Source organism: Pseudoxanthomonas sp. CCNWLY206-1, assembly GCF_039710385.1.
In the GTDB taxonomy this organism is placed as follows: Bacteria; Pseudomonadota; Gammaproteobacteria; order Xanthomonadales; family Xanthomonadaceae; genus Pseudoxanthomonas_A.
Genome location: NZ_JBDKXI010000002.1, coordinates 180,581 through 207,518 on the forward strand (window position 1 = coordinate 180,581; position 26,938 = coordinate 207,518).

General features: G+C 61.8%; 21 protein-coding genes and 1 pseudogene. 12 read left to right on the forward strand and 10 right to left on the reverse strand.

Annotated features, from left to right (window positions below; all coding sequences use genetic code 11):
- Positions 1–63 precede the first annotated feature (63 nt).
- The 5 genes and pseudogenes from rsfS to leuS form a co-directional block, all read right to left on the reverse strand.
- Positions 64–486: a ribosome silencing factor gene (gene rsfS, locus AADW18_RS04990; protein WP_337342268.1), complete on the reverse strand. Its 423-nt coding sequence runs from the start codon at positions 484–486 to the stop codon at positions 64–66.
- Between the two features lie 55 nt (positions 487–541).
- Positions 542–1,195, reverse strand: a complete 654-nt coding sequence (nadD, locus tag AADW18_RS04995; protein WP_337342269.1) for a nicotinate-nucleotide adenylyltransferase — start codon at positions 1,193–1,195, stop codon at positions 542–544.
- 227 nt (positions 1,196–1,422) lie between these two features.
- Positions 1,423–2,457: a DNA polymerase III subunit delta gene (gene holA, locus AADW18_RS05000; protein ID WP_337342270.1), complete on the reverse strand. Its 1,035-nt coding sequence runs from the start codon at positions 2,455–2,457 to the stop codon at positions 1,423–1,425.
- A gap of 23 nt (positions 2,458–2,480) precedes the next feature.
- Positions 2,481–2,978: pseudogene (lptE, locus tag AADW18_RS05005) on the reverse strand (LPS assembly lipoprotein LptE); the annotation flags it as partial.
- Positions 2,979–3,199: 221 nt separating this feature from the next.
- Entirely contained in the window at positions 3,200–5,836 is a 2,637-nt protein-coding gene (gene leuS, locus AADW18_RS05010) for a leucine--tRNA ligase (RefSeq protein ID WP_337342271.1), read from the reverse strand.
- 103 nt (positions 5,837–5,939) lie between these two features.
- On the opposite strand from leuS, the gene AADW18_RS05015 reads away from it, so the two are divergent.
- Complete coding sequence (locus tag AADW18_RS05015; protein WP_337342272.1) at positions 5,940–7,226, forward strand: amidohydrolase family protein; 1,287 nt, start codon at positions 5,940–5,942, stop codon at positions 7,224–7,226.
- A gap of 96 nt (positions 7,227–7,322) precedes the next feature.
- Here AADW18_RS05015 and AADW18_RS05020 read toward each other — a convergent pair whose 3' ends face one another.
- Positions 7,323–7,937 (reverse strand): DUF998 domain-containing protein, encoded by a 615-nt coding sequence (locus tag AADW18_RS05020; protein WP_337342273.1) that lies wholly within the window; start codon positions 7,935–7,937, stop codon positions 7,323–7,325.
- 319 nt (positions 7,938–8,256) lie between these two features.
- Between AADW18_RS05020 and trxA the strand changes: the two genes are divergently transcribed.
- From trxA to AADW18_RS05070, 10 genes are all read left to right on the forward strand, one after another.
- On the forward strand, positions 8,257–9,114 hold the full coding sequence (trxA, locus tag AADW18_RS05025) for a thioredoxin (RefSeq protein WP_337342274.1): 858 nt from the start codon (positions 8,257–8,259) through the stop codon (positions 9,112–9,114).
- Between the two features lie 63 nt (positions 9,115–9,177).
- On the forward strand, positions 9,178–9,633 hold the full coding sequence (locus AADW18_RS05030; protein WP_337342275.1) for a DUF4442 domain-containing protein: 456 nt from the start codon (positions 9,178–9,180) through the stop codon (positions 9,631–9,633).
- A 214-nt stretch (positions 9,634–9,847) separates the two neighbouring features.
- Positions 9,848–10,567 carry a DUF502 domain-containing protein gene (locus tag AADW18_RS05035; RefSeq protein WP_337342276.1) on the forward strand — a complete coding sequence of 240 codons (720 nt, stop codon included), beginning with the start codon at positions 9,848–9,850 and terminating at the stop codon, positions 10,565–10,567.
- A 372-nt stretch (positions 10,568–10,939) separates the two neighbouring features.
- Complete coding sequence (locus tag AADW18_RS05040; protein WP_337342277.1) at positions 10,940–11,716, forward strand: queuosine precursor transporter; 777 nt, start codon at positions 10,940–10,942, stop codon at positions 11,714–11,716.
- A gap of 316 nt (positions 11,717–12,032) precedes the next feature.
- Positions 12,033–13,847, forward strand: coding sequence for a DUF885 family protein (locus tag AADW18_RS05045; protein ID WP_337342278.1), 1,815 nt, complete (start codon positions 12,033–12,035; stop codon positions 13,845–13,847).
- 142 nt (positions 13,848–13,989) lie between these two features.
- The gene (locus AADW18_RS05050) at positions 13,990–15,006 is read left to right on the forward strand and encodes a serine hydrolase domain-containing protein (RefSeq protein WP_337342725.1); all 1,017 of its coding nucleotides are present in this window, start codon (positions 13,990–13,992) and stop codon (positions 15,004–15,006) included.
- 191 nt (positions 15,007–15,197) lie between these two features.
- Positions 15,198–16,805, forward strand: a complete 1,608-nt coding sequence (locus tag AADW18_RS05055) for a FecR domain-containing protein (RefSeq protein WP_337342279.1) — start codon at positions 15,198–15,200, stop codon at positions 16,803–16,805.
- Positions 16,802–18,499, forward strand: a complete 1,698-nt coding sequence (locus AADW18_RS05060) for a CHASE2 domain-containing protein (protein ID WP_337342280.1) — start codon at positions 16,802–16,804, stop codon at positions 18,497–18,499. The genes AADW18_RS05055 and AADW18_RS05060 overlap by 4 nt, the downstream gene beginning before the upstream one ends.
- A 235-nt stretch (positions 18,500–18,734) precedes the next feature.
- Positions 18,735–20,834, forward strand: coding sequence for a M13-type metalloendopeptidase (locus tag AADW18_RS05065; protein WP_337342726.1), 2,100 nt, complete (start codon positions 18,735–18,737; stop codon positions 20,832–20,834).
- Positions 20,835–21,133: 299 nt separating this feature from the next.
- Positions 21,134–23,155 (forward strand): M13 family metallopeptidase, encoded by a 2,022-nt coding sequence (locus tag AADW18_RS05070; RefSeq protein ID WP_337342281.1) that lies wholly within the window; start codon positions 21,134–21,136, stop codon positions 23,153–23,155.
- 229 nt (positions 23,156–23,384) lie between these two features.
- Here the strand turns inward: AADW18_RS05070 and AADW18_RS05075 are convergent, their stop codons facing one another.
- Both AADW18_RS05075 and AADW18_RS05080 read right to left on the reverse strand, forming a co-directional pair.
- On the reverse strand, positions 23,385–24,044 hold the full coding sequence (locus AADW18_RS05075; protein ID WP_337342282.1) for a rhomboid family intramembrane serine protease: 660 nt from the start codon (positions 24,042–24,044) through the stop codon (positions 23,385–23,387).
- A gap of 43 nt (positions 24,045–24,087) precedes the next feature.
- Entirely contained in the window at positions 24,088–24,426 is a 339-nt protein-coding gene (locus AADW18_RS05080) for an MGMT family protein (protein WP_337342283.1), read from the reverse strand.
- Between the two features lie 41 nt (positions 24,427–24,467).
- On the opposite strand from AADW18_RS05080, the gene AADW18_RS05085 reads away from it, so the two are divergent.
- A complete protein-coding gene (locus tag AADW18_RS05085) occupies positions 24,468–24,878 on the forward strand; it encodes a hypothetical protein (RefSeq protein WP_337342284.1) in 411 nt (136 codons plus the stop codon).
- 149 nt (positions 24,879–25,027) lie between these two features.
- Here the strand turns inward: AADW18_RS05085 and AADW18_RS05090 are convergent, their stop codons facing one another.
- Entirely contained in the window at positions 25,028–26,149 is a 1,122-nt protein-coding gene (locus AADW18_RS05090; protein ID WP_337342285.1) for an inorganic phosphate transporter, read from the reverse strand.
- A gap of 9 nt (positions 26,150–26,158) precedes the next feature.
- Positions 26,159–26,785, reverse strand: a complete 627-nt coding sequence (locus AADW18_RS05095) for a DUF47 family protein (protein ID WP_337342286.1) — start codon at positions 26,783–26,785, stop codon at positions 26,159–26,161.
- Positions 26,786–26,938: the final 153 nt, after the last annotated feature.

The following is a 26,938-nucleotide window of genomic DNA, read 5'->3' on the forward strand; positions in this document are numbered from 1 at the left end:
TCAGGGAAGCAAAAACGAAAACGGCGCCGAAAAGCGCCGTTTTCCATCGAAACCTTGTTGGGATCAGGAGCGATCTTCCGCACCCGCTTCGAATTCGTCGTACTGAGGCGGCTGATCGCCCACCGTCCACAACCGCTCCAGCGCGTAGAACTCGCGCACTCGCGGCAGCATGACGTGGACGATCACGTCACCCAGATCGACCAATACCCACTCTGCTTCGCGCTCGCCTTCCACGCCCAACGGCATGACATCCAGTTTCTTGGCGAACTTGACCACTTCATCGGCAATCGATTTCACGTGGCGCGTCGAGGTGCCCGACGCGATGATCAGGTAGTCCGTGACGCTGGACTTGCCGCGCACATCGATCTCGACGACATCCTTGGCTTTGAGTTCCTCAACCGCCGCATGTACGTTGGCGAGCAGGTCCGGCAAGGCCGGAGGCGGGCTGGGAAGACGGGTCTTGATGACTTGCGCTTGGCTGGACAAAGGTTTGCTGTCTTTAGGGAATGCGGCCGAATTATACCGAACTCCGGTCCGGCGCTTACGTGAAATAAAGCCGGTTATCCGCGATGTAGTCCGCCACGGCCGGCGGCACCATCTCCTGCCAGGCCTGGCCCGCGGCCATCCGTCGCCTGATCTCGCTGGCTGATTCCATCTGCAAAGGGTGTTTAAGCCGAAACAGGCCTCCGGCGGGCCTTTCGGTCAATTCTTTCGGCGAGGACAGCCATCGCCCCTCGATGAAGCGTGCAAGTTCTTCCGGCATTGCGCCATCCAGCGGACTGCCTACACGTTCGGCGACGATGAAGTGCGCATAGTCCGACAGCCGTTGCCAATCCCGCCACGTCGGAAGGCCAATCAGGCTGTCGGCACCGATCAGCAGCGCTATCGGCGCGTGCTCGCCCAACTCCCCACGCAATTCGCACAAAGTATCGATGGTGTAGGAGCGACTGCCCGGTTGTGCCTGGGCACGCTGCAACTCCCGACGGTCGACGAGCAAGCCCGGCTCATCCGCCACCGCCAGGTCCAGCATGGCTGCGCGTTCTTCCGCCGTCGCGCCCGGCGGGGCACGGTGCGGCGGATCGGCGGCCGGCATCAAGCGCACCACAGCACCCAGTTCATCACGAGCCGCCTTGGCAATCGCCATGTGGCCGTTGTGAACCGGATCGAAGGTGCCGCCGTAGAAGATATTGAGCATGGGGAGCGGGGAGTGGGAAGGCAGGAGGGACCGTGGCTTTACCTCCCCCTTTGCAAAGGGGGATTGAGGGGGGTGCTTTTCAAACAAGGCAAATGCAAAGTCAAAGGCAACGGCAGAAGCAAATCCCGTCGCCCACGGCGCGTGCGGCGCGTGCGCCTTGCCCCCATTTTTAAGGGGCGAAACGAGATGCTAGAGGCAGTGAAATCCAATGCTCGACGCCAGAGAGCTCACGCCACCAATAATCGCACCGCTTTGGCATCCGCGACCGCCAGCAGCAGCCGCTCCATCGCTACCCAGGCATCGCCGTCGCCGCGACCCTTGGCGATACGATCGATCCGCGAGGCTTCGGCCACGAAGCGGTCCCAGCGCGCAGGAGACGCGTGTCGTTGCAGAGCTCGTTTGAAGGGCGCCTGTTTGGTTTCCCAGATGCCTTGGGCTTTCATTTCCGCACCCAGATTGCCGCCACGTGCCTGCACGCGTGCCAGCGCCGCCGTGCGCAGCAGTTCCTTCACCACCATCGGCATCAACCCGGCTACCACGTCGCCTTCAGCGCGCAATCCCGCCAGCATCCGCGAAACGTGATCGACCTGGCCCGCCAACATCGCGTCAGTCAGACGAAAGACATCGTAGCGGGCGGCATCAGCCACCAGCGATTCCATGGTCGCCGCGTCCAGGGTCTTCCCTTCCGCCAACAGCACCAGCTTGTCGATTTCCTGCGCCGCCGCCAACAGATTGCCTTCCACGCGGTCAGCCAGCACCTGTACCGCGGTACGGTCCGCGCGCAAGCCTTTCACGCGTAGTCGGCTTTCGATCCAACCGCTCAATTCGTGCGGCTTTATCGCCCAGGCAATCGCGATAGCGCCGGCACGCGCGATGGCATCGGCCCATTTGCCTTGATGTGCTTTGCTCCACTCGCCAGCGGTGATCAGCAGGATGACATCCGGCGGCGGATTGGCGCAGAACGCGCTGATCACTTCCGCGCCTTCCTTGCCCGGCTTGCCGCTGGGCAGGCGAACCTCGATCAAACGGCGGGCGCTGAAAAGGCTGGGCGCATTGAAGGAAGCATCCAGCGTATTCCAATCGAAATCACGGCCATCGGCGTCGAATACTTCCCGTTCGCCGATGCCTTGAGCGCGCGCTTGCGCGCGCACCGCGTCGGCGGCTTCCAGTACGCGCAGGATTTCCGGGCCGGCAATCAGATAGACCGGATACAACGGATCCGTGGCCGAACGCGAGGCCAATTGCTCCGGCTTGAGTTCCATTACTCGGTCTTGACGACCTGTCCGGCTCGCATCACGCCGTCGATGCGGCGCAGGATCGACGAGGCCATTTCCTGGCGCAGTTCATTGGCCAGGACTTCGCGCTCGCTGCTGGTGCCCGTGGCGTTCTCGGGCGGTGACACGTAGTCCCGCGACATCTCGACCACCTGCTGCGGCACCAGATCGGTGCCATCGGCCTTGCGGAACACGAATACCACCGCGTAGCGCAGGCTGTACTCCTGCGAACGACCGTGGCTGTCGATACTGATGGGAAGATCGCCCCAACGCTCGGAAAGGACTTGCAAGGTGGCAACGTCTTCCTTGCTGTCTTCCGGGGCAGGCGTAGCGCCTGCGGCCTGCAGGCCGCGCGACAAGGAGGTAGCCAATTTGCTGTAGGAACCTGAGGACACTACCCGGACGGGGCCGAGATCTGCCGGCAAGGCGATCTTGTTGCGCAAGTGGAACCCGCAACCGGACAGGATCAGGACAAGGGCGGCTACGGCGATGGGTCGGAATCGGGTCATGGAGGAAGTCTGGACGAGCCCGGCATGGGCGGCAATAGGCAATCCGGATGGCAGGTGAACATGGGAGCCGCGCCCCGCGATAACCCGGTAGGAGCGGCGTCCGCGTCCCCTATGTAGGAGCGGCGTCCCGCCGCGAGCTCTTCGCTTCTATCGCGACCTGATGGAAAAGCTCGCGGCGGGACGCCGCTCCTACGGGCCTGAAGGTCGCGTCTACCGCTACCTCAGGCCACCACGATATTTATGATCTTGCCAGGCACGATGATGATCTTGCGGATGCTCGTGCCTTCCAGGAACTTGGCGGTGTTCGGCTCGGCCTTGGCCAGCGACTCGATCAGCTCGCGCGGGGCGTCGGCGGCCACGTCGATGGTGCCGCGCAGTTTGCCGTTGACCTGAACCGCCAGCGTCACCGAATCGCGCACCATGGCGGAAGGGTCTGCCTGAGGGAACGGCACATCCTCCAGCAGCGTTTCCGGATGGCCCAATGCCTGCCACAAGGTGTGGCTGGTATGCGGCGTAATCGGGTTCAACAGCAATACCGCGGTTTCCAGTGCCTCCTGGCGCAGCGCGCGGCCATTGCCGCTGGCGTCGTCGAACTTGCCCAATGCGTTGGAAAGCTCCATCACCGCGGCGATGGCGGTGTTGAAGCTGTGGCGTTTGCCGTAGTCGTTGCCGACTTTGTCGATGGTTTCATGGATCTTGCGGCGCAGCGCTTTCTGATCGGCGCTCAGCGCCGACAGATTGACCGCCGGTATTTGCCCGCCGTCGGCAGCGTGCCTGTGCACCTGCGTCCACAGGCGGCGCAGGAAACGCGCCATGCCTTCCACGCCGGCTTCGTTCCACTCCAGCGACTGCTCCGGCGGCGCCGCGAACATCGAGAACAGGCGCACCGTATCGGCACCGAACTTGTCGACCATCGCTTGCGGATCGACGCCATTGTTCTTCGACTTGGACATCTTCTCGCTGCCGCCGATGGAGACCGGCTTCCCGTCCGCGATCAGCGTCGCGCCGGTTACACGTCCACGCTCATCGCGCTGCACCTCGACGTCGGCGGGATTGATCCACTCCCGATTCCCGGTTTCCGATTCGCGGTAGTAGGTGTCGGCAATCACCATGCCCTGGCACAACAGGTTCTGTGCCGGCTCGTCGCTGTCCACCAGCCGCGCATCGCGCAATAGCTTGTGATAGAAGCGGAAATACATCAGGTGCAGGATCGCGTGTTCGATGCCGCCGATGTATTGGTCGACGGGCAACCAATAGTTGCCGCGCTTGTCCACCATGTCCTTGGCACCCGGCGAGGTATAGCGTGCGTAGTACCAACTGGATTCCATGAACGTGTCGAACGTGTCGGTCTCGCGTTCGGCCGGGCCGCCGCATTCCGGGCAGGTCGTCTTGCGCCAGTTCGGGTCAGCCTTGATCGGCGACTTCACACCGTCCAGCGTTACGTTTTCCGGCAGTACCACCGGCAGTTGCGATTCCGGCACCGGCACCGCACCGCATTTGTCGCAGTAGATGACAGGAATCGGGCAACCCCAATAACGTTGCCGCGAAACACCCCAGTCGCGCAGACGGTAGTTCACCCGGCGCTGGCCGCGGCCCTGGCGTTCGAAACGTTCGGCCAGCGCTTCGAAAGCGCCACGATAATCCAGGCCGTCGAATTCGCCGGAGTTGACCAGCTCCAGATCGGTCCGGGTCTTGTCCGCATACCAGTCGTGCCAGACATCCGGGTCGTAGGTTTTTTCTTCCTCAGTCCGGGGCGCCGTCAGCGCGATGACCTGGCGGATAGGCAAGCCATATTTGTGCGCGAATTCGAAATCGCGTTCATCGTGTCCTGGCACCGCCATCACCGCGCCGGTGCCGTAGCCCATCAGCACGAAATTGGCGATCCACACCGGTATTTTCTCGCCCGTCACCGGGTGTACGGCGCGCAATCCGGTGTCCATGCCGCGCTTTTCCTGCGTTTCCAGCTCGGCCTCGGAAACTCCGCCATGCTTGAGTTCTTCCAGAAAAGTGGCGATGGCAGGATTGGCGGCGGCGACTTTCTGCGCCAGCGGGTGTTCACCGGCGATGGACAGGAACGTCACGCCCATCAACGTATCGGGACGGGTGGTGAAGACGGTCAGCGTGTCGCCGCCTTCCACCGCAAAGTTGATTTCCAGCCCTTCCGAGCGGCCGATCCAATTGCGCTGCATGGTCTTGACCGCATCCGGCCAGCCCGGCAGATCGTCCAGGCCGTCCAGCAGTTCCTGGGCGTAGTCGGTGATGCGCAGGAACCATTGCGGGATTTCACGCTTTTCCACCAACGCGCCGGAACGCCAGCCGCGTCCGTCGATCACCTGCTCGTTGGCCAGCACAGTGTGGTCCACCGGATCCCAGTTCACCACCGAGTTCTTGCGGTAGGCCAGGCCCTTGCGCATTAGACGGGTAAACATGCGCTGCTCATGCACGTAGTACTCCGGCCGGCAGGTCGTCAGTTCGCGCGACCAATCGTACGCAAAGCCGAATTGCTTCAGCTGATTACGCATGTGCTCGATGTTGGCGTAAGTCCACTTGGCCGGCGCGGTCCCGTTCTTGACCGCTGCATTTTCGGCCGGCAAGCCGAAGGCGTCCCAACCCATGGGCTGCAGCACGTTATGGCCGGTCATGCGCTTGTAGCGGCTGATTACATCGCCGATCACATAATTCCGCACGTGCCCCATATGCATCGAGCCGCTGGGATACATGAACATCGACAGGCAGTAATACTTGGGCTTGTCGGACCGCTCGTCTACCTCGAAGGCTTTGAGGCCCTCCCAAAAGGACTGGGCGTTGGTTTCGACGGACTTGGGGTCGTAGACGTTAGGTTCTGCGGGAACGGACATAGGGACGGCTGATAGGTGTCGCGGCAAAGCGTGGAAGGGTACCGCAGTGCACAAAGCGCCGCCAACGCAACCGCTAAGATGGCCCGTCCTTCCGGAGCCCGCCATGTCCCGATACGCCCTGCCCGCACTCCTCGCCAGCCTGATCGCCCTGCCCGCCGCCGCCGCCGAACCGCTGGCTTTGCAATGCGGAAAGCTCTTCGATGCGCGCAGCGGCAAGGTCCTGGAGGCCCGTACGGTGGTCGTCCGCGACGGCAAAGTGGCCGAGGTTCTGCCGGGCCGAGCCGAGGTGGCTGGCGCTAAATCCATCGACCTGACCGGACGGACCTGCCTGCCCGGCTGGACGGATCTGCATGTGCACCTGTCCGGCCAGTCCAGCCCGCAGAGCTATTCCGAAGGCTTTCGCCTGGACCCGGTGGACTTTGCCTACCGTTCGGTCGTCTATGCGGAAAAGACCCTGATGGCCGGCTTCACCAGCGTGCGCGACCTGGGCGGCGAAGTCGTCCCGCATCTGCGCGATGCAGTGAGCCAGGGGCTGGTGAAGGGTCCGCGCATCTTCGCCGCTGGCAAATCCATCGCCACCACCGGCGGCCATGCCGATCCCACCAATGGCTGGAACGACCAGCTGTCCCATCTGATCGGCCCGCCCGGCCCCACTGAAGGCGTTATCAACTCCATCGAGGAAGCGCGCCAAGCGGTGCGCCAGCGCTACAAGGATGGCAGCGACGTCATCAAGATCACCGCCACCGGTGGCGTGCTGAGCTACGCCAAATCCGGCGATGCGCCGCAGTTCACCGTCGATGAAGTGAAGGCGATCGTTGATATCGCCAACGACTATGGCTACAAGGTCGCCGCGCACGCACACGGCACCGAGGGCATGAAGCGCGCCATCCTGGGTGGAGTGACCAGCATCGAGCATGGCACCTACATGACCGACGAAGTGATGCGGCTGATGAAACAGCACGGCACGTGGTACGTACCGACGATCTATGCAGGCCGCTTCGTCGCCGAAAAAGCCAAGATCGACGGCTACTTCCCGGAAGTGGTTCGGCCCAAGGCAGCGCGCATCGGTGCTCAGATCCAGGACACGGCGGCCAAGGCGTATCGCAATGGCGTGAAGATCGCGTTCGGCACCGACATGGGCGTGGGCCCGCATGGCGACAACGCCCGCGAGTTCCTTTACATGGTGGAAGCCGGCATCCCGGCCAATTTGGCGCTGCAAGCCGCGACCATTCGCGCCGCCGAGGTACTGGGCGTGGACGACCAGGGCGTCATCGAAGCTGGCAAGCGCGCGGACGTGATCGCGCTGCCGGGCGATCCGGTGGCGGACATCAATGCCGTGTTGAATGTCGATTTCGTCATGAAGGACGGCGTGATCTTCAAGCAGCCCTGATTGAAACCCGCAGCGTGCGCTGTGCGCACGACAACGTGGTTCATCACGCGTCATCGAGTCCCGTTTCCGTGCGCACAGCGCACGCTACGCGTACTGTCAAGGATGGCTTTTAGCGGTAAGCCGAGCGCGCGGGGTAAAACCCGCGACGCCTACCCAAACCCACCACACCGCGAATGCCACCCGCTGTGCAGTACCGGCAGGCAGCCAATCCACGGCGAACAACACCAGCATCAACAGCAGCAAGGCAGTCACCGCACTGATCCGCACTACCGTTCGCCACACCATCTGTCCACGCAGGCCCACCGCCAGCAGCACCGCGCCTGGAACAAACGCGACCCACCACAGCATCCACGCGGTCGCGTGATAGCTGCTGCTGGCGTTGTGCAGGTCCGCCGGGTCCAAAGGCAGTAATCCCAACGCAACGAAGCCCAGTGAAGAAAGCAGCAACAATTGCGCGCCAATGCGCAGACTCCAGCCGGCGGCGGCCGGCAGACGCAAGCGCAACTCGAGCATTACGACCGACGCCAGCAGCCCCGGAAGCACGAAGCCCAGCAGATTGAAGGCCATAGCATGCGGAAAGCCTTTCGCGCCCAGCACCGCGACCGGATGCGCCGACTGCGAATATCCGGGCAACGCCAGGCCAAAACCGACCACAGCGATAGCGAAGAAGATTGCGCCGGCAAGACCTGCATACGGCAATCCACGATTCATTGCGCTTCCCAACGGAACATCTCCTCAAGCCAGCATCAAGCGTCCACCGATGTGGAACGTCAACTTCAACGGCAGCATCTACCCGCCACCTTCAGCGCAATGATAGTTTGCCGAGCGATAACGCAATGCATCGCAGCGGTCGCGATGTCGGTTCCACCGGCGCCGACCCGCCTATCCGCTGCCGTCGGCCGTTGCGCATGCTCGGTGGCGACTCGTGGCGCGAGCCGCCTATGACGTAGGGTAAGCATCCGGGCGCACCCGCTTGAAAGGTGCGCGAGTCGCCGCCATGTTAGGCCGCATCCTTGACTCGAGCGGCCCCATGAGTGATCTGCCCCACGTTTTCGACGCCACCACCGAAACCTTCGAGGCCGAAGTCCTGCAGAAATCGTTGCAGGTACCGGTGCTGGTGGATTTCTGGGCGACCTGGTGCGGCCCGTGCAAGACCTTGGGGCCGATCCTGGAAAAACTGGCGGGTGAGTACAACGGTGCGTTCGAACTGGCCAAGGTGGACGTGGACAAGGAGCAGCAGATCGCTGCCGCATTCCAGATCCGCTCCGTTCCGACCGTTTTCCTGGTCAAGGGCGGCCAGTTGGTGGATGGCTTCCCCGGCGCGTTGCCGGAAGGCCAACTGCGTGAATTCCTGAAGCAACATGGCATCGAACCGGCGCCCGCGGAATCCGCTGTCGAAGAGCCGCCGGTGGCGCTGGACCCGCACGCGCAGGTGCTGGCATTGCGCAAGGCGATCGAAGCCGAGCCGGACAAGGATGAGCTGAAACTCGATCTGGCATTGGCATTGTTGAAGATCGGTGCCGCGGGCGAGGCCGAGCAATTGTTGAATGCGCTGCCGGCCAATCTGGCGACCGACGATCGCGCCGTGCAGGCGCGCGCTCGTCTGGGGTTTTCGGCAACGTTGAAAGATGCGCCGCCGGTGAAAGTGCTGGAGGCGGCTATCGCGGCCAATCCTGACGACCTGCGCGCACGTCACCTGTTGGGCGTCCACCGTCTGGTGGCCGGCGAATCGGAAGCTGCCTTGGAGCAGTTCCTGGAAATGCTCCGCCGCGACCGCAGCTTCGAGGACGGCCTGGCCCGGAAAAGCCTGATCGACGCCTTCCGGGTGATCGAGGACGGCGTTTTGGTTGCCCACTATCGGCGCAAGATGTCATCACTGCTGTTTTAGCCCCAGCGCTACCGTACCTGTACGTATGGTAGCCTGCGAGCCTTGTCCCATATAGGCTCGCGAATGAAGGCTTCCACTCTTCGGCACATCTTCAATTGCTGGCCGCCGTTCCTGTTTAGCGGCATCCATGTCACCCGAATGTGCAGCGACTGGCGCTACGCCCGGGTGGAACTGCGGATGCGCCCCTGGAATCGCAACTACGTGGGCACGCATTTCGGCGGCAGCCTGTTTGCCATGACCGATCCGTTCTGGATGATCATGATCAAGGAATCGCTGGGCAGCGATTACTACGTCTGGGACAAGGCAGCCGAGATCGAATTCGTCAAACCCGGCAAAGGCACGGTGCACGCCGAATTCCGCCTGGATGACGCCACTTTGGATGACATCCGCCAAACCGCCGCCGACGGCCAAAAGCATCTGCGCTGGATGCCCACCGAAATACTCAACGCCCAGAACGAAACTGTCGTACGTATCCGCAAGCAGATCTATGTGCGCTTGAAGCCGAAAGCACGGGACTAGGTGCGTGAACGGTGAACGGTGAACGGTGAACGGTGAACGGTGAACGGAAAGAGCATTTCGCTTTTGCCCCCTTTTTAAGGGGGCTACGGGGGATTTGCTTTGGCTTTTGCTTCTAAGAGCAAAAGCAAATCCTCCTTAATCCCCTTTTCCAAAGGGGGAGAAAAAGCTTTTCCGCTACGGGCTATCAAGAGCATCGCTGCCCTACAATAGGCCGATGTCTACCGACCATCCTGTTTCCCGCCCCTCCCTACAAAAATTGTTCCTGACCGGCCTGCTGACGCTGCTGCCGATCTGGCTGACCTGGGTGGTGGTGAAGTTCGTCTTCGTGCTGCTGTCGGACATCAGCAAGCCCTGGGTAGGTCCGATTTCCCAACAGATAGCGGCATCATTCCCGGATTCGCTGGGCTGGTTCAAGGCGCTGTGGGTGCAGAACACCATCGCGCTGCTGGCGACGTTGATCGTCATCCTGGTGGTGGGGGTGCTGGCGCGGCGCGTCATCGGCCAACGCCTGCTCGGCTGGTTCGAAATGCTGATACAACGCATTCCCTTGGCCAGCACCATCTATTCAAGCGCGCGCCAGCTTTTGGACATCCTGCAGACCAAACCGGGCAATACGCAGCGCGTCGTATTGATCGACTTCCCGCACCGTGACATGAAATCGGTGGGCTTCGTCACCCGGGTGATGCGCGAAGAAGGCACTGGACGCGAACTGGCGGCTGTCTACGTACCCACCACGCCCAACCCGACCTCCGGCTATCTGGAAATCGTTCCAGTGGAACTGTTGACGCCGACCGACTGGTCGGTGGACCAGGCGATGAGCTTCATCATTTCCGGCGGCGCGGTAGCACCGGAATCCATGCCATTTACGCGAAACGCCGATAAACCAGGCGAGCCTCCGGCGACCCTCCCGCCGGCGCCCGATACTACAATCTGACCTTGGTAGCCCCTGGGTACCGCGGAGAAGTTGGTAAATGCGCCAAGCACATGCACTGATCTTTCCCTGCGATATCTGCGGCAATGGCTGCAAGGCAGGCGCTGGCGTGCATGGATACCAAAAGATCCCGGGTTACGCCTTGACCGTGTGCAAGAGCTGTTTTCAGAACAGCCACGACGGATGGGCGCCGGCGCACGAAGAAGCCTTTGAGATGCACCTGGAATCGAAGGGAATCCCGCTTCCGCCGCGCAACGCAAACGGCTGGTATCCAAGGGAACCCGAATGAGTTCCACCGCTATCCAACTTTGGCGAAGATAATCGCCGACATGCCGGAATCCAATCCATTCACTCGCGCTGGGGAGCGCCGAACCGATGAGCACAAGCCGTACCCTTGATGATCGTGCGGTGCGGTTGTTCATCGCACTGGCCGCTTTTTTCTGCGTCAACGCGGTGCTGGCCGAATTCATCGGCGTCAAGATCTTCGCGTTGGAAGACACGCTGGGTATCGCGCCGCTGGAATGGGACCTGTTCGGGCAAAACGGTTCTTTGAATTTCACCGTCGGCACATTGCTGTGGCCGTTCGTCTTCATCCTGACCGACACCGTCAACGAATTCTTCGGCAAGCGCGGCGTGCGTTTCATTTCCTGGCTGGCGGTTGCGTTGATCGTCTATGGCTTCGTGTTCGCCTTTCTCGCCATCGCCGCGGCACCGGCCGGCTGGTGGGTAAAGGCGGCCGAGGGCCAGGGCGTTCCCGATTATCAGGCGGCTTTCGCCGCCATTTTCGGCCAGGGCATGTGGTCCATCGCGGGTTCGATAGTAGCCTTCCTGCTGGGCCAGCTGATCGACGTATCGGTGTTCCATCGCATCCGTGTTGCCACCGGCGAGCGCTGGGTCTGGTTGCGCGCAACCGGCTCCACGGCCATCTCGCAGCTGGTCGACAGCTTCGTGGTGATCTACATCGCCTTCGTGCTGGGCCCGCAAAAATGGCCGACGTCATTGTTCCTGGCGATCAGTACGGTCAACTACTTCTACAAGATGCTGGCAGCCATCGCACTGATACCACTGCTCTACCTGATGCGGCACGGCATCCGCCGCTATCTGGGTGAAGCGCGCGAGCGCCAGCTGCGCGCTGAAGCGGCTGGGGATTGAGAGAATCCCCTGGAACGGCCACCAATCGTAGGAGCGCCGTCTCGGCGCGAACTCTTCCTGTCAGATCACGTCAGAGCGACCGGCAGAACAGCCAAAGCTTTGACACGGATTGATACGGAAAGAAGCGGATAAGGCATTGAATGCCTTTTTATTCGTGTTTATCTGCGTTGATCCGTGTCTAAAAGCTCTAGATTTCCGGTCGCGACTTACGTCGCCCCCACAAGGACACATCCAGGCGGGACCATGACTTCCGTCGCTGGCGGGAAGCGGCAAGACGGGCCACGCTCCGGGTTTGCCCAACCCATCGGAACCTTCCATGAGCCGTCCCCTGCCCGCCTTGCTGACCCTGGCCATCGCCCTGGCACTGCCTGCCGCTACCTTTGCGGGAGATGCCAACGCTGCCGAGTCCACCGCTGCAGCATCGCCCGCCAACGACAAGGCCGCGCAACTGAACCAGCTTTACACGCAGTACTGGGAAGAATCGCTCAAGCTCAATCCGCTGCGTGCGACCTTCCAGGGCGATCCGCGCTACAACGATCAGCTGCCGAATTTCCTGTCCGCCGAATACCGCGAGAAGTCGCACCACTTCACCGAGGAATGGCTGAAGAAAGTCGAGGCGATCGGTGCCGATGGATTGAATGGCCAGGACCTGCTGAGCTATCAGATCTTCGTGCGCGATGCGAAGAACGAACTGGAAGGCGAACGCTTTCCCGGCTGGATGCAGCCGGTCAACCAGTTCTACAACATCGCCAGCACGGTCGTGCAGTTGGGTTCCGGCACCGGCGCGCAGCCTTTCAAGACGGTGCAGGACTACGACAACTGGAACAAGCGCGCCACCCGGATTCCGGTGTTGTTCGACCAGGCCATCGCCAATATGCGCGAAGGCATGAAGGCCGGTGTGGTGCAGCCACGCGCGCTGATGGACAAAGTGGTGCCGCAGTTGGATGCGCTGATCAAGCCGAAAGCGGAAGACACGCTGTTCTGGGGACCGGTCAAGAACTTTCCAGCCAACTTCAGCGACGCCGACAAACAACGGCTCACTGCCGATTACCGCAAGTTGATCGAAAGCGAGTTGATGCCTGCTTACGCTGAACTACGCGAGTTCATCGTCAAGGAGTATCTGCCCAAGACACGCGCCAGCGCCGGCATGGATGCCCTGCCCGACGGAGCGGCGTGGTACGCCTATAACGCAAAACAGAGCACTACCACCGACCTGTCGCCCGCGCAGATACATCAGATCGGCTTGAACGAAGTCGCGCGCATCCATGGCTTGATCGGCGAAGTAATGAAGGAGACGAAGTTCAAAGGTTCGCTGCAGGATTTCTTCAAGTTCATGCAGACCGATCCGCGTTTCAGCTTCAAGACCGAAGAGGAACTGCTGACCTATTACCGCGGCCTGGAAGACAAGATCAACGCCAAGGTCCCGGAACAGTTTTCGCTGATTCCCAAAGCGCCATTCGAAATCCGGCCAGTAGAAGCGTTCCGCGCGCAATCGGCGGCGGGCGGCTCCTACATGCGGCCCAGCGAGGACGGCAAGCGTCCGGGCATTTTCTACGTCAACACCTACGACCTGCCCACTCGCAAGACCTGGGACGCGGAAGACCTTTATCTGCACGAAGCCATTCCCGGCCATCATTTCCAGCTCGCGCTACAGCAGGAACTGACCGGCCTGCCGATGTTCCGCCGCTTTGGCAGCGAGATCGCTTTCTCCGAAGGCTGGGGGCTGTATGCCGAATCGCTGGGCAAGGACCTGGGCGTCTACCAGGACCCGTACAACTACTTCGGCTATCTGCAGAACGAGTTGTGGCGTGCCATCCGGCTGGTGGTGGACACCGGCCTGCATAGCAAAGGCTGGACGCGCGAACAGGTGATCGCCTACATGCTGGAGAACTCGGCCGAAAGCGACACCCAGGCCACGGCCGAAGCCGAGCGCTACATGGCCATTCCCGGCCAGGCGCTGGCCTACAAGATGGGCGAGCTGAAGATCAAGGAAGTGCGCGCCAAGGCAGAACGCGAACTTGGCGACAAATTCGACATCCGCGACTTCCACGCCGAGGTACTGAAGGACGGCTCGGTGCCGCTGGATGTGCTGGAAGATAAGATCGACCGCTGGATCGCAAGCAAGAAGTAAACCGCGGGCGTGACGAGCACCGCATGTACGGCCGCATTGCCAGGGCCGTATTTGCGGCGCAGGCTACGCGCTCACATGCAGGCCAAATGAGGTCGATATGAAGCTGGTCGATGTGTTGCGTGGTTTCGCACTGGGCACCGGAATGCTGGTGTGCGCATTCGCGCATGCCGGCACGGAGGACGACATCGATCAGCTGATGAGCCGCTATCAGGGCCAGGTTCCGGGTGCCTCGGTGCTGGTGATTCGCGACGGTCAACCGGTATTTCGCCGTAGCTATGGATTGGCGAACCTGGAAGACAATGTCGCTGCGACACCTGCAACCAACTATCGCCTGGCTTCGATCACCAAGCAGTTCACCGCCGCCTGCATCCTGCTGCTGGCGGAAGACGGCAAACTGAGCCTGGATGATCCGGTGAAGCGATGGCTTCCATCGCTGCCCGCCGCCGCCGATGCGGTCACTCTGCGTCACCTGCTCAGTCATACGTCAGGGCTGATCGATTACGAAGACGTCATGCCGGAGAACCTCGCCGGTCAATTGCACGATGCCGATGTGTTGCGCATCCTCGAGGATCAGGACCACGGTTATTTCGCGCCAGGGTCCAGCTATCGCTACAGCAACAGCGGCTATGCACTACTGGCGCTGGTCGTGGGCCGTGCTTCCGGTCAGGATTTCGCGACTTTCTTGCACCAACGCATCTTCCAACCACTGGGCATGGATAACACCGTGGCGTTGGAAGAAGGCCGGTCCACCGTCGCTCACCGCGCTTACGGTTACAGCGAAATCGCCGGCCATTGGGTGCGCACCGACCAAAGTCCCACCAGCGCAGTGCTGGGAGACGGCGGCATCTATTCGTCTATCGATGATTTGGTCAAATGGGACGCCGCCTTGTACGACGAGCGTCTGCTGAAGAAATCCTCTCTGAGCCTCGCATTTTCTCGCGCTGCCTCAACCACCGAACCCGACGTGCCGTTCTATGGTTTCGGCTGGCGAATCAACGGCGATTCGGTGTGGCATTCGGGCGAAAGCATTGGTTTTCGCAACGTTATCGTGCGTTATCCGAAGCAACGGCTGAGCATTATCGTGTTGACCAACCGCAATGACCCGGAGCCATACAAGACCGCGCTAGCGATTGCGCGCCACTATCTACCGGGCCCCTGACTCCGTGGGATAACCGCTTCGATCAGATGCTCCTCGACTTGGCGGTGAATCAGAAACGCAAATCGCTCGCATAATCGGTCTCCACCGATGAGGTCTCGCCTATAATTGTGTGAGACGCTGCAAAGCAGCATAGGTAAGGGGACCCTTTGAAGTCGATGGTCGGACTCCAGAGAAACTGGCGTGGGTGGGTCATGTGGATCGCTCTGCTAGTGCTATGCGCCCCAGCATCGGCTCAGGAATGGACCTATCGAATCCGTCCCGGCGATACGCTGTGGAATCTGGCGGGTGAACACCTCAAGCCCGGTATTCGTTGGCAGCAGTTGCAGCAACATAATCGCATCGGCAATCCCTACCGCTTGCCGCCCGGATCGACTGTTCGGATTCCGCTGGCCTGGCTGGCACGTCAGCCGGTCAAGGCGAAGGTGATGCTGGTGCGTGGCGACGCCACAGTCGCGCTGGGAAAAGCAGCCAGCCGCAAAATCACTCAAGGCATGCAACTGGGTGCGGGTGCGTTGCTCAAGACCGCGGCGGACGCTTCGCTGTGCCTGCAGTTTGCCGATGGCTCGCGGCTTGTCTTGCAGGGCGGCAGTGAATTGCGGCTGGATCGTCTTAGCCGCTATGGCCGCAGCGGCATGATCGATACTCGCCTGCGCCTGCAGCGCGGCCGCATCACCAACGAGGTCAAGCCGATAGTCGGCCCCGGCGCCGGCTTCATCGTCGAAACTCCCAGCGCTTCTTCGGCGGTACGCGGCACTCAGTTCCGTGTGGAAGCTGCGAGCACTCGTACGTTGACGGAAGTATTGGAAGGTGGCGTCGCCGTCAGCGCCCAAGATCAGCCCACCGTGATCCCTCGTGGCTACGGTTCGGTGGTCGAGGCCGGCCAGGCCGGTGCGGTGAAAGCAGTGCCGCTGTTGCCGGCGCCCGACCTGTCGGCACTATTGGCGGCTGGGCGCCAACTTGGGCGTGATGTTGCGTGGCCGCCAGTAGACGGTGCGGCTCGCTATCGCGTCCAGGCCAGCGATCAGAGCGACTTCGCCACGCAGGTGGCCGATCTGCAAATCGACGCAGCGCAGACGCGGTTGCCCGCGTTGCCCGCAGGCAGCTATTTCCTGCGAGTCCGCGCTATCGATGCGCAAGGCCTGGAAGGACAGGATGCGGTCGTACCTTTCAGTATCGAAAACCCTCTGCCGCCCTATGCCATCGCGCCCGCCGCTGACGCTATCGTACGCGATAGCCGGGTCGCTTTGAGCTGGACCCAAGCGCCGGGCGCCAGCGTCTACCGCTACCAGGTCGCCAGCAATCGCGATTTCGACCAGCCGCTGGTCGATGTCAGCGAAATTGCCGGTACCCAGGCGAAATTGCCGGAGTCCTTGCCGCCGGGCAGGTATTTCTGGCGGGTTGCAAGCGTCGACGCCGCAGGCAAGCAGGGCTCTTTCGGCGATGTCATGGCGTTCGAACTGCGCCCGCTGGCCGAAGCGGGCCAGATCGATAGCGATGCCGGCAAAAGCCGTTCGGACGCCGTCACCTTCCGCTGGCAGGCCGGCCCGCCGGATCAGCGCTATCGCTTCCAGATGTCGCGCACGCCCGACTTCAGCACGCTGAAAATCGACGAGATGGTGTCGCAAGCGGAGATCACCGTGCCGAAGCCAGGCGCCGGCACTTGGTACCTGCGTGCGCAGGCCATCGGCAGCGACGGCTTCGAAGGTCCCTTCCCCGAACCCCAGGTCGTGAAGATCCCTTGCCGGTTTTGCCGTATCGGTGCCGGGGCAGGCGCGCTTATCATCCTGCTGAGCCTATGACCACGCCATCGCCCGTACCGAAGATCAAGACCCGCGCCCTGATCACGATCGCCGCGGCGGCGCTGGTGGTGTTGCTCGTGCTGTCGGAAATCACGGCGCGTGCCGACGCCTGGCTATACGATTCGCTGGTTGCCGGGACGGTGTGGCACGCCGACGATCGCATCGTCCTGATCGATATCGATCAACGGAGCTTGGCCGAGCTGGGCCGCTGGCCTTGGTCTCGGCGCATCCATGCGCAATTGATCGATCATCTGCGGGAGGCCGAGGTCAAGGGCGTGGCCTTGAACATCCTGCTGTCCGAACCGGTGCTCTTCGACCCCGAAGGCGATGCATTGCTGGCGCGGGCCTTGAGCCGCAGCGGCAAAGTGGTTTTACCGGTACTGGCCGAGCCTGGTCAGCTCAACGCGCCGGCCATCGAACTGATGCCGATTCCCGAGTTCGCCGCGTCGGCCGCGGCATTGGGCCATGCAGAAATGCCATTGGACGACGACGGCGTCGCGCGGCGGATGTTCCTGCAGGCCGGGATGGGTTCGGCGCATTGGCCGGCGCTGGCGTTGGCGCTACTCCAATTGAACACCGCCACCGGCTCCAACGTCACCGCCAAACTGCCCGGACTGCATTACAGCGAGCCGGAAGCCGCGTCCCCCCAGCGCTGGGTTCGCGATCATGAAGTACTGATTCCTTATGCCAGCTCGCCCAATGGATTTCGCCACGTCTCGTATACCGACGTACTGAACAACCGCGTTCCGCCTTCGATGCTGCGCGACCGCTGGGTGATCGTCGGCGTATCCGCCGTCGGCATGGGTAGCCAGGCGCAAGTGCCTGGGCATCCGGCCTATCCCGGCATCAGCGGCTCGGATTACCAAGCGAACGTTTTGAACATGCTGTTGAACGATGCCGCGATCACGCCGCTGTCGACCGGTTGGCAGGTGCTGCTATCGCTGATCCTGGTGGTGGCCCCGTTGGCGCTGTGCAGTCTGCCGGGGTTGCAAAGTATCTGGCGCCCCACTGCCTTGATGATGGCGGTGACGATACTGATCTCTTTCCTGCTGCTGCAATTCGCGCATCTATGGTTCCCGCCGGTATCCGCGCTGCTTGTCTTGGCGATCGGAACGCTGTTGTGGGTATACCGCCGGCTACGGCGGACCCACAAACAGGCGCAGTCGGATCCATTGACCGGACTCGCTAATCGCAATCGCTTCGGTCAGGTGCTCGAACAGGAAATGCGAACGACGCGTCGCACCGGTCAACCGCTGTCGCTGCTGGTGCTGGATATCGATCACTTCAAGCAACTCAACGACAACCAGGGCCATGCCGCTGGCGACGCGGTGTTGCGTGCGCTGGCGCAAATCCTGCGAAGCCGCGCCCGCCGACCCCGCGACCTGGTCGCCCGCCTGGGTGGCGATGAATTCGCGGTACTGCTGCCGGAAACGTCCGCACAAGCGGCAGCCACCATCGCCACCACTGTCCACGTCGATCTGGCGAATCTGGCCACCAATGCGGAGCTCGGCAATGGACCTCCCGCTTTTTCGATCAGTGTCGGCATCCACACCCACTTGAACGAAGAAGAGCTGAGTCCGGACGATCTCTTCGAACGCGCGGACAACGCGCTGTACCGCGCCAAGCAGGCGGGACGCAATCGCAGCATCAGCCACGCGGACGAAAAGCCCGCCTTTGGCGGCGCTCCCATGTAGAGCGGAGCTTGCTCCGCTGCTTCTACGCATGTCCGCCCAAGAAAAGCAGCGGAGCAAGCTTCGCTCTACGAGAGCCAGCGCTCCTGGGCTAGCGATTGCCTGCAACGAATGATTAACAACAATGCCATTACCTTCGACACCTCTTCGCCGCGGATGACAAGCGTAGAGTCGCGCGCACGCCCCGGCTGGGGCTTTCCTTTTATGCTGCCCTTTAGTTGGGCCGGAGTAGACCGTGATTGCCCGTAAACCCCAGATTCTCCTGTTGTCGCTGGCTGTAACCGCCGTATTGGCGGCCTGTTCCAAAAAGGACGACACCGCCCCTGCCGCAAGCACGGCATCCACCACGCCTGCCGCCCTCGAATTGAAGCTGGACGAAAGCAAGCTGCCACCCGTCAATCGCTTCCAGGTCGGCGACCTGGATACCAGCAAGAACGCCTGTACCGATTTTGGCGGATACGTCAACGGCAAGTGGCTGGCGGCCAACAGCATTCCCGGCGATCGTGCCAGTTGGGGTGCCTTCGAAATGCTGGACGAGCGCTCCACCACCGTGCAGAAGCAATTGGCCGAACAAGCCGCCGCTCACCCGGAAGCCGCTGGCGTGGAGAAAATCGTCGGCGACCTATGGGCAACCGGCATGGACGAAGCCAAGATCAACGCGCAGGGCATCGAACCCATCAAGCCCATGCTGACCGCCATTGACGGCCTGAACGACAAGGAAGCCATTGCCGAATACCTGCGCACCACCGCGGCGAAGGGGCAAAACGCCCTGTTCGGCTTCGGCGCCGAAGCCGACTTCAAGAACTCCACCATGACGATGGCGTACGCCTCGCAAGGCGGTCTGGGCCTGCCCGATCCGGAGTACTACACCAAGCCGGAAAACAAGGAAAAACTGGACGCGTACCAGGCGCACATCGCCAAGGTCCTGGAACTTGCTGGCGCGGCTCCCGCCGAAGCCGCCGAACAGGCAAAGACCGTCATCGCCTTCGAAACTCGTTTGGCCAAGGCTTCCAAGACCAGCGAAGAACTCTCGCGCGATGTCGAGCTTTACTACAACCCGGTAACCCTCGCCGAAGCCGACAAGCTGACGCCCAATTTCTCCTGGACCCGGTTCTTCGAGTCACAAGGTGTGGCGCCGCAGGAGAAGTTCTCACTGGCGATGCCGGCATTCCATCAGGAAGTCAGCAAGATGCTGGGCGATACCGACCCCGCCGCGTGGCGCGCCTACTTGCGCTTCCACACCATCGATGGCGCTTCGCCTTACTTGAGCGATGCCTTCGTCAACGAGAACTACAACTTCAACGGCAAGGTCCTCAACGGCCAAAAAGAAATCAAGCCGCGCTGGAAGCGCGTGCTGGACACGGTGGAAAGCCAGGCCGGCGAAGCGCTGGGACAGATGTACGTCAAGGTCGCCTTCTCTCCAGAATCCAAGGCGAAAATGGAAACCTTGGTGGCCAACCTGGCGACCGCACTGAAGGCACGCATCGAAAACCTCGCCTGGATGAGCGACGAGACCAAGCAGAAGGCGATCGCCAAGTGGGAGACCTTCACGCCCAAGATCGGCTACCCGGACAAGTGGCGCGAATGGACTGGCCTGAGCACCAGCCGCGACAGCTTTATCGGCAATGTGCTGGCCGCGCAGGAGTTCAACTACAAGTGGAACCTGAGCAAGATCGGCAAGCCGGTGGACAAGACCGAATGGGGCATGCCGCCGCAGATGGTCAACGCCTACTACAACCCGTTGCAGAACGAGATCGTATTCCCGGCCGCTATCCTGCAGCCGCCGTTCTTCGATCCCAATGCACCGGATGAAATGAACTACGGCGGCATCGGCGCGGTGATTGGTCACGAAATGACCCACGGCTACGACGACCAGGGCGCGCGTTTCGGGCCAACCGGTAACTTCGAGAACTGGTGGTCTGAGGCGGACGCCAAAGGTTTCTCCAGCCGCACCGACAAACTCATCGAACAGTTCAACGGTTATGACGCCAATGGCACTCCGGTCAACGGCAAGCTGACGCTGGGCGAAAACATCGCCGACCTGGGCGGCTTGGCCACCGCTTACGACGCCATGAAAAAGGCGACCGACGGCCAGCCCGATCCGAAGACCGACGGGCTGACCCGCGACCAGCGCTTCTTCCTCAACTGGGCCACGGTGTGGCGCCGCAACTTCACCCCGGAAAACCTGGCAGTGCGCCTGAAGACCGATCCGCACGCACCCGCCAACTTCCGTGCCATTGGCGCACCGTCCAACCTGCCGGCTTTCGCGGCAGCGTTCCAATGCAAGGCAGGCGACCCGATGGTGCGTGCCGACGGCAAGCAAGTGGTGATCTGGTAACCACGGATCGAAGTTACGCCAACTTGAAGCGGTAACCACGGAGGCCCGGCAAGAAGTCGGGCCTCCCTTTTTTCCAGCATCGGGAAAACCGGCGCCCGCACGCTGTAGCCCCGGCTACGCTTTGCAGGCGACGGTCGTAATCCGGCCGCCCGTCACAAAAGCCTTCCCATTCGCGAGCGATGCGGCCAATGCACGCTGACCAAGCGCTTCCCACAGGTGCATTTAGAGCTTCCGGCGCGCGTTTGCTGCTGTGCGCTTGCTAGAATCCGGGCACCTTACAAAGCACCGGAAAACCGCTGATGCCCTTCCCGCGTACTGCACTTGGCAAGCCTGCCTTACTCGCCTTCGCCCTGGTCGCCATTCTGGGCGCGCCCCAGGCAGAAGCAGCCAAGAAGAAAAAGCGTGCTCCGAGCGCGCCCGCGGTCAGCGCCGAATGCAGCGACTTCTATACCGCCGCGAATGCCGATTGGCTGAAAAAGAATGCATTGCCGTCCGGTGCCGGCTCCATCAGCGTGCTGGGCCAGTTCCGCGACCGCACCTTGCAGCAACAGCGCGACCTGCTGGATGCTGCCATGAAGGCGCCGCAGGGCAATGTGCAGAAGCTGCTGGGCGACTTCTGGGCCAGCGGGTTGGATGAAGCCGCAGTCGAAGCCGACGGATCCAAGCCGATTGCGCCGCTGCTGGACCGCATCAACGCAATCAAGAAGGCCAAGGACATTCCGCCGTCTATCGCCGCCTTGCACCAGGTCGGTATTCCGGTGGCTTTCAATTTCAGCCCCGATGTCGACCTGGAGCACTTGGACAGGCACATCGGCTACTTCATGCAAGGCGGCCTGGGCCTGCCCGATCCCGCTTATTACACCCGCACCGATGCCGACACGCGCGAGTTGCTGGGCCGGTACCGGGCTTACTTGCAGCAGATCCTGGCACTGACTGGCACTCCCAAGAACAAGCTGGAAGCCGAGTCGCAAGCGGTAATCGATTTGGAGACCCGACTGGCGCAGGCATCCAAACCGCTGGCGGACCTGCGCAATCCGCTGACCAACTATGTGCCGGTCGCCACGAAGGATCTGGGCAAGCAATACCGCAACCTGCAGCTGGATGCCTTCCTCAAGGCCCAGGGCGTCAACGACGACAAAGTGTCGATGGCCGACCCGCAGCTGTTCAAGCGCCTGGACGGACTCATCGCCAGCATCAAGCCCGATCAATGGAAGACCTACCTGCGCTGGCGCGTAGGCGACGCGATGGCGCCTTACCTGGCCAAGCCTTTCCGTGAAGCGGAATTCGGTTTCCGTGGTCGCGTGCTGCGCGGCGACGTCGCGCCCGCGCCACGTTGGCAGCAGGTGCTGGATGCCATGAACCTGGCAGCCGGGCCGATGGTCGGCCGCGAATATGCCGCCCGCTACCTGCCCGATGCCAACAAGGCGCGTGCCGTCGCCATTTCCGAGCAAGTGCGTGACGCGCTGGGCCGCGGCATCGATCGCAATCAGTGGATGAGCGCGCCAGCCAAGGCCGAAGCCAAGGCCAAGCTGCAGAAAATGAAGATCGAGGTCGGCACGCCCCGGCGCGATCTGGATTACAGCGTGCAACCGATGGGCCGCGGCAGCTTCGGCAGCAACATGCTGATTGCCTCCACCTGGCGTCATCGCGAGGAAATGAAACGTATCGGCAAAGGCAACGCCGACCGTCGCTGGGACGTCCTGCCGCAGCAACCGGCGCTGGCTTATGACATCGCCCAGAACCGCCTGATCGTGACCGCGGCGGTACTGCAGGGAGAAGTGTTCGCAGGCGACCAGCCGGCGGCCCGTCAGTATGGTTCGTTCGGCGCACTGGTTGGCCACGAACTCAGCCGCGGCTTCGACAGCAAAGGCCGCATGGTCGACGCCAATGGCAAGGTGCGCGATTGGTGGACCCCGGCGGATATATCGGCATGGAACGCGATCGGCACCAAAGTCGCCACGCAGTACGGCAGCTACGCCTATCCAGGCCTCCCCACCAAGCTCAACGGCCAGCTGACGCTGGACGAGAATCTGGCTGACCTTTCAGGCGTCGAGCTGGCCTGGGATGCTTACACCGCGACTGCGCCGCAAGCGACGAAGGCCGACAAACAAGCGTTCTACAAAGCATGGGCAGCGCTTTGGGCGCAGCATCTGTCCAAGAACGAAGCCGCGCAACGCGTCGCCAGCGATGTGCATGCTCCCGGCCAGTGGCGTGCCAACGGTCCGCTGACGCAGCAACCTTCGTTCGGTGAAGCGTTTACCTGCAAGGCAGGGCAACCGATGCAAGTGAAAGAACCCGACCAGATCAAGATCTGGCGCTGAGGCATAACTCAGCAAAACAAAAAAACGGCGCGGAGAAATCCGCGCCGTTTTTGTTTGTTCCAAAAGTCCTTCTCGCAGCAGCTCTGGTAGAGCGGAGCTTGCTCCGCTGCTTTACTTGCCGACCCAAGAGCACCCGTAGAGCGGAGCTTGCTCCGCTGCTTTTTACTTGCCGGCTCAAGAGCAGCGGAGCAAGCTCCGCTCTACAACGGAAGCGAATCCGAGTAACCAATCACCGCACGATGCGTATATTCGGTGGGCCGCGACGGCCTTTGCCGAACGGCGGCTGCCCGCGCCAGTAACGGATCAGCAACCAGCCGAACAGCATGCCGCCCAGATGAGCGAAATGCGCGATGCCGGGCTGCCAGCCGGTCACCCCGAGCAACAGCGCCAGTGCGCCGTAGATGATCACCAAAGTGCGTGCACGGATCTCGACGGGAATCGGAAAAATAATCATGCGATTGTTCGGAAACAACATGCCGTAACCCAGCAGCAATCCGAACACACCACCAGAGGCGCCCAGCGCGGGATAAGCCTCGCCGGAGCTGGAGAGCGTCCAGGTGGCAACCAACACTTGGCAGAGGTTGGCCCCGATCAGGCAGACCATGTAGAAGGTCAGAAAACGGCGCTCGCCCCAGGTCTGTTCCAGTGGCGAACCAAACATCCACAGCGCCAACATGTTGAAGAACAGATGGCCAAGGCTGCCGTGCATGAATCCGCTGGTCAGCAGCTGCCATATCTGGAACGAATACGGCATGTCGGCATTGCCGAAATTCATCGGCCACAACTGGAACGGTGCGACCGTCTGATAGGCCATCACGCTCTGCAGCAGGAACACCACCACATTGGCGATCAGCAGCGCGCGCGTTATCGGCAGGAGTCTGGGGAACATGATCAGTCTCGAATGGCAGGCCGCCATCATAAGCGGCCGTGGATTAATCCTGGCCTGGGCCCCAAATAGCTTCATCCAGATTGCGTTCCGGTTTGGCGCGCTTCACCCGGCCATTCACCACCATCACGCCTTCTGCCCGCAGGCGCTGGCTCTGTTCGCGGAAACCCGCGGAGCCCTCGGGAAATGCGATGCGTCCATCCGATCGCAGCACCCGGTACCACGGCAGATTGGGATCGGCATTCTGGCTTAGCACGCGTGCGGCCAGCCGCGCCCGGCCAGGCAACCCGGCACGTAACGCCACTTCGCCATAGCCTGCCACCTGGCCGCGCGGAATCGCACGGACGGCGGCGAGGATGCGCGATTCGGGAGACTTGGCGGCCATTGCGGATTAGCATAGCGTCCACGCCGTAAAGGAGCATCTCCATGCAGAACTTCGAACAGATCCGCAGCCATCTGCATACCTCGGGCTACAAGGTCACCATGCAGGAACCCTATGTGGCCTGCGTGGAACTGTCGCTGGGCAATGGCCGCCGCCACCAGGCGATCTTCCTCTCCGAACTGGGCAACGACGACGAGCGCGGCTATCTGCGCGTGAGCACGGTCATCGCGCCGATCACCGGCATCGACGCCCGGCGTGCACTGACCTTCAATTGGCAGAGCAGCGTCGGCTATCTGGCCATCGGCGATCTGGATGGCGTGCCTTATCTGCAGCTATGCGAAAACCGCCCTTATGACGGCCTCAATCCTGCCGAAGTCGACCGGCTGGTACTGGAAATCGGCGGATTGGGCGACAGCATGGAACGGGCGTTGTCGGCGGAAGGCGATCTTCTGTAAGACCCGCCCACGGCGGTGCAGGAGCGGCGTCGCAAGCTTCTGTAGGAGCGGCCTCCCGCCGCGAGCTCTTTCCATCAGATCACGGTGAAAGCGAAGAGCTCGCGCCGGGACGGCGCTCCTACGATTCCGGTTTCCCTACTCCCGGCTCCTCAAGCCCAGCCCATCGCCTCCAACAAACGCAGCAGGCCGTAGGCGATGCCACCAGCGGCTGGAATGGTCAGTATCCACGCCCAGACAATGCGTTCGATCACGCTGATCTTCAGCGCGCGCGGGTTCTTCGCGAAGCCCACGCCCATGATCGCCGTGGAGATGCTGTGGGTCGTCGAAACCGGCATACCGAAGTGCGCCGCCGTGACCAGGATGGTCGCCGACGCGGTTTCCGCTGCGAAACCATCGATGGTCTGCAACTTGACCATCTTGTGGCCGAGTGTCTTGATGATGCGCCAGCCACCGGCTGCCGTACCCGCGGCCATGACCAGCGCGCAAGTGGCGATCACCCATGAATCAATGTCGTCCTTTCCTCCATCCGGATGCAGGAAAGCGAGCCACGGCGGCAGAGCATCGAGCGTGCCCGCCGACTGCGCCGCGAACAGCGACAGCGCGATGATGCCCATCGTCTTCTGCGCGTCCTGGCGGCCATGCGCGAAACCCATGTAGGCGGCCGAGACCAGCTGCGCCTTGCCGAAGAAGGCATTCACCCAGCGCGGCCTGGCCATGCGCGCCAGCGGGCCGCCCGCTTTCATCATTCCCGAGATCAGCAGGTACAGCAGCGAAATGATGGTGACGCCCAGCAGGAACCCTGCGAGCGGCGACGTGATCATCGGCATGACCACCTTCCATAACAGGCCCTTGTTGGTGGCCCAGTCACCATCGCCGGCCTTCGACCAGATCAATGCGCCCCAGTTGTTATGCGCTGCCGCCAACGCCGCGCCGCACAGTCCGCCAATCAGTGCGTGAGACGAGGACGACGGCAGTCCGCGCCACCAGGTGATCAGGTTCCAGATGATCGCGCCGAGCAGGGTGCAGATCAGCACCTGCGAGGTCATGTTGACCACATCGGTGTCGACCAGGCCCGAGGCGATGGTCTTGGCCACGGCCGTGCCCATGAATGCGCCAATCAGGTTGGTGCTGGCGGCCAGCACGATCGCCTGGCCCGGCGACAACACCTTGGTGGCGACCACCGTGGCGATTGAGTTGGCGGTGTCGTGAAAGCCGTTGATGAATTCAAAAACCAGCGCGGCCAGGATCACCACAAGGACCAGAGTAAGCATGACCCGTCCTTAGCTGTTTTTCAGAACGATCTGGTAAGCCACCACGCCCGCTTCGCGGCAGCGGTCGATGGCTTTTTCCAGGATCTCGAAAAACTCCTTGAGCAGGAACATCTGCAGGTTGTCCAGGCGGCCGGAATAGATGTCCCGGTACAACTCGAGCATCAGTCGGTCGGCCTCGTTCTCGATGGCGCGCAGCTTCTCGTTGAGCGAGGTCATCCGATCGATGTTCAATTTCTTGAGTTCATGCACCATCTCCACCACCACGCCCGCGGCCTGCTCCAGCATCGCTGCGCGAGGCGCGAAGTCGATGCCTTCCAGGTGCTGGATGGCCAGCGAGTAGCGGTCGGCGAACTTCTCCACCTGCTTGGGGATCTTGTACAGAGCAGACCCGAGCGCTTCGATGTCCTCGCGTTCGATCGGCGTGATGAAGCTGTCCACCAGCGCCTTGCCGATCTTGTCCGAGGCGGCGCGCTCACGGGTGCGGGCCAGCTTGAAGGCATCCAGCGCCGGCAGGCGATCGGGGGCCTTCATCATGGCGTACAGGGCCTGGGTGCTGTCGAACGCAGCCTGGGCGGCCTCGTCGAGCAGGGTGTAGAACTGCTGGCCGGAGCCGAAAATGGTCTGCAACGAAAACATGGAACTCACCCCACCGTCACGGAGAGGACGGCTTCAGGGGTGGAATTATGACCGTTCAATGACAGATAGCGACAGCCTTGACCGGCCGCGGCGGCTTAGCCACCCTTAACGGCGCCAGGGAAGCCGGCCATGGGAGACCGGCAGTTTGATAAA

What these genes read in the sequence shown, in the direction of transcription:
- nadD (WP_337342269.1), bottom strand. Translation starts at nt 1,195, where the DNA reads ATGCTCAATATCTTCTACGGCGGCACCTTCGATCCGGTTCACAACGGC.
- holA (WP_337342270.1), bottom strand. Translation starts at nt 2,457, where the DNA reads ATGGAACTCAAGCCGGAGCAATTGGCCTCGCGTTCGGCCACGGATCCG.
- leuS (WP_337342271.1), bottom strand. Translation starts at nt 5,836, where the DNA reads ATGTCCGTTCCCGCAGAACCTAACGTCTACGACCCCAAGTCCGTCGAA.
- AADW18_RS05015 (WP_337342272.1), top strand. Translation starts at nt 5,940, where the DNA reads ATGTCCCGATACGCCCTGCCCGCACTCCTCGCCAGCCTGATCGCCCTG.
- AADW18_RS05020 (WP_337342273.1), bottom strand. Translation starts at nt 7,937, where the DNA reads ATGAATCGTGGATTGCCGTATGCAGGTCTTGCCGGCGCAATCTTCTTC.
- trxA (WP_337342274.1), top strand. Translation starts at nt 8,257, where the DNA reads ATGAGTGATCTGCCCCACGTTTTCGACGCCACCACCGAAACCTTCGAG.
- AADW18_RS05030 (WP_337342275.1), top strand. Translation starts at nt 9,178, where the DNA reads ATGAAGGCTTCCACTCTTCGGCACATCTTCAATTGCTGGCCGCCGTTC.
- AADW18_RS05035 (WP_337342276.1), top strand. Translation starts at nt 9,848, where the DNA reads ATGTCTACCGACCATCCTGTTTCCCGCCCCTCCCTACAAAAATTGTTC.
- AADW18_RS05040 (WP_337342277.1), top strand. Translation starts at nt 10,940, where the DNA reads ATGAGCACAAGCCGTACCCTTGATGATCGTGCGGTGCGGTTGTTCATC.
- AADW18_RS05045 (WP_337342278.1), top strand. Translation starts at nt 12,033, where the DNA reads ATGAGCCGTCCCCTGCCCGCCTTGCTGACCCTGGCCATCGCCCTGGCA.
- AADW18_RS05050 (WP_337342725.1), top strand. Translation starts at nt 13,990, where the DNA reads ATGCTGGTGTGCGCATTCGCGCATGCCGGCACGGAGGACGACATCGAT.
- AADW18_RS05055 (WP_337342279.1), top strand. Translation starts at nt 15,198, where the DNA reads ATGTGGATCGCTCTGCTAGTGCTATGCGCCCCAGCATCGGCTCAGGAA.
- AADW18_RS05060 (WP_337342280.1), top strand. Translation starts at nt 16,802, where the DNA reads ATGACCACGCCATCGCCCGTACCGAAGATCAAGACCCGCGCCCTGATC.
- AADW18_RS05070 (WP_337342281.1), top strand. Translation starts at nt 21,134, where the DNA reads ATGCCCTTCCCGCGTACTGCACTTGGCAAGCCTGCCTTACTCGCCTTC.
- AADW18_RS05075 (WP_337342282.1), bottom strand. Translation starts at nt 24,044, where the DNA reads ATGTTCCCCAGACTCCTGCCGATAACGCGCGCGCTGCTGATCGCCAAT.
- AADW18_RS05080 (WP_337342283.1), bottom strand. Translation starts at nt 24,426, where the DNA reads ATGGCCGCCAAGTCTCCCGAATCGCGCATCCTCGCCGCCGTCCGTGCG.
- AADW18_RS05085 (WP_337342284.1), top strand. Translation starts at nt 24,468, where the DNA reads ATGCAGAACTTCGAACAGATCCGCAGCCATCTGCATACCTCGGGCTAC.
- AADW18_RS05090 (WP_337342285.1), bottom strand. Translation starts at nt 26,149, where the DNA reads ATGCTTACTCTGGTCCTTGTGGTGATCCTGGCCGCGCTGGTTTTTGAA.
- AADW18_RS05095 (WP_337342286.1), bottom strand. Translation starts at nt 26,785, where the DNA reads ATGTTTTCGTTGCAGACCATTTTCGGCTCCGGCCAGCAGTTCTACACC.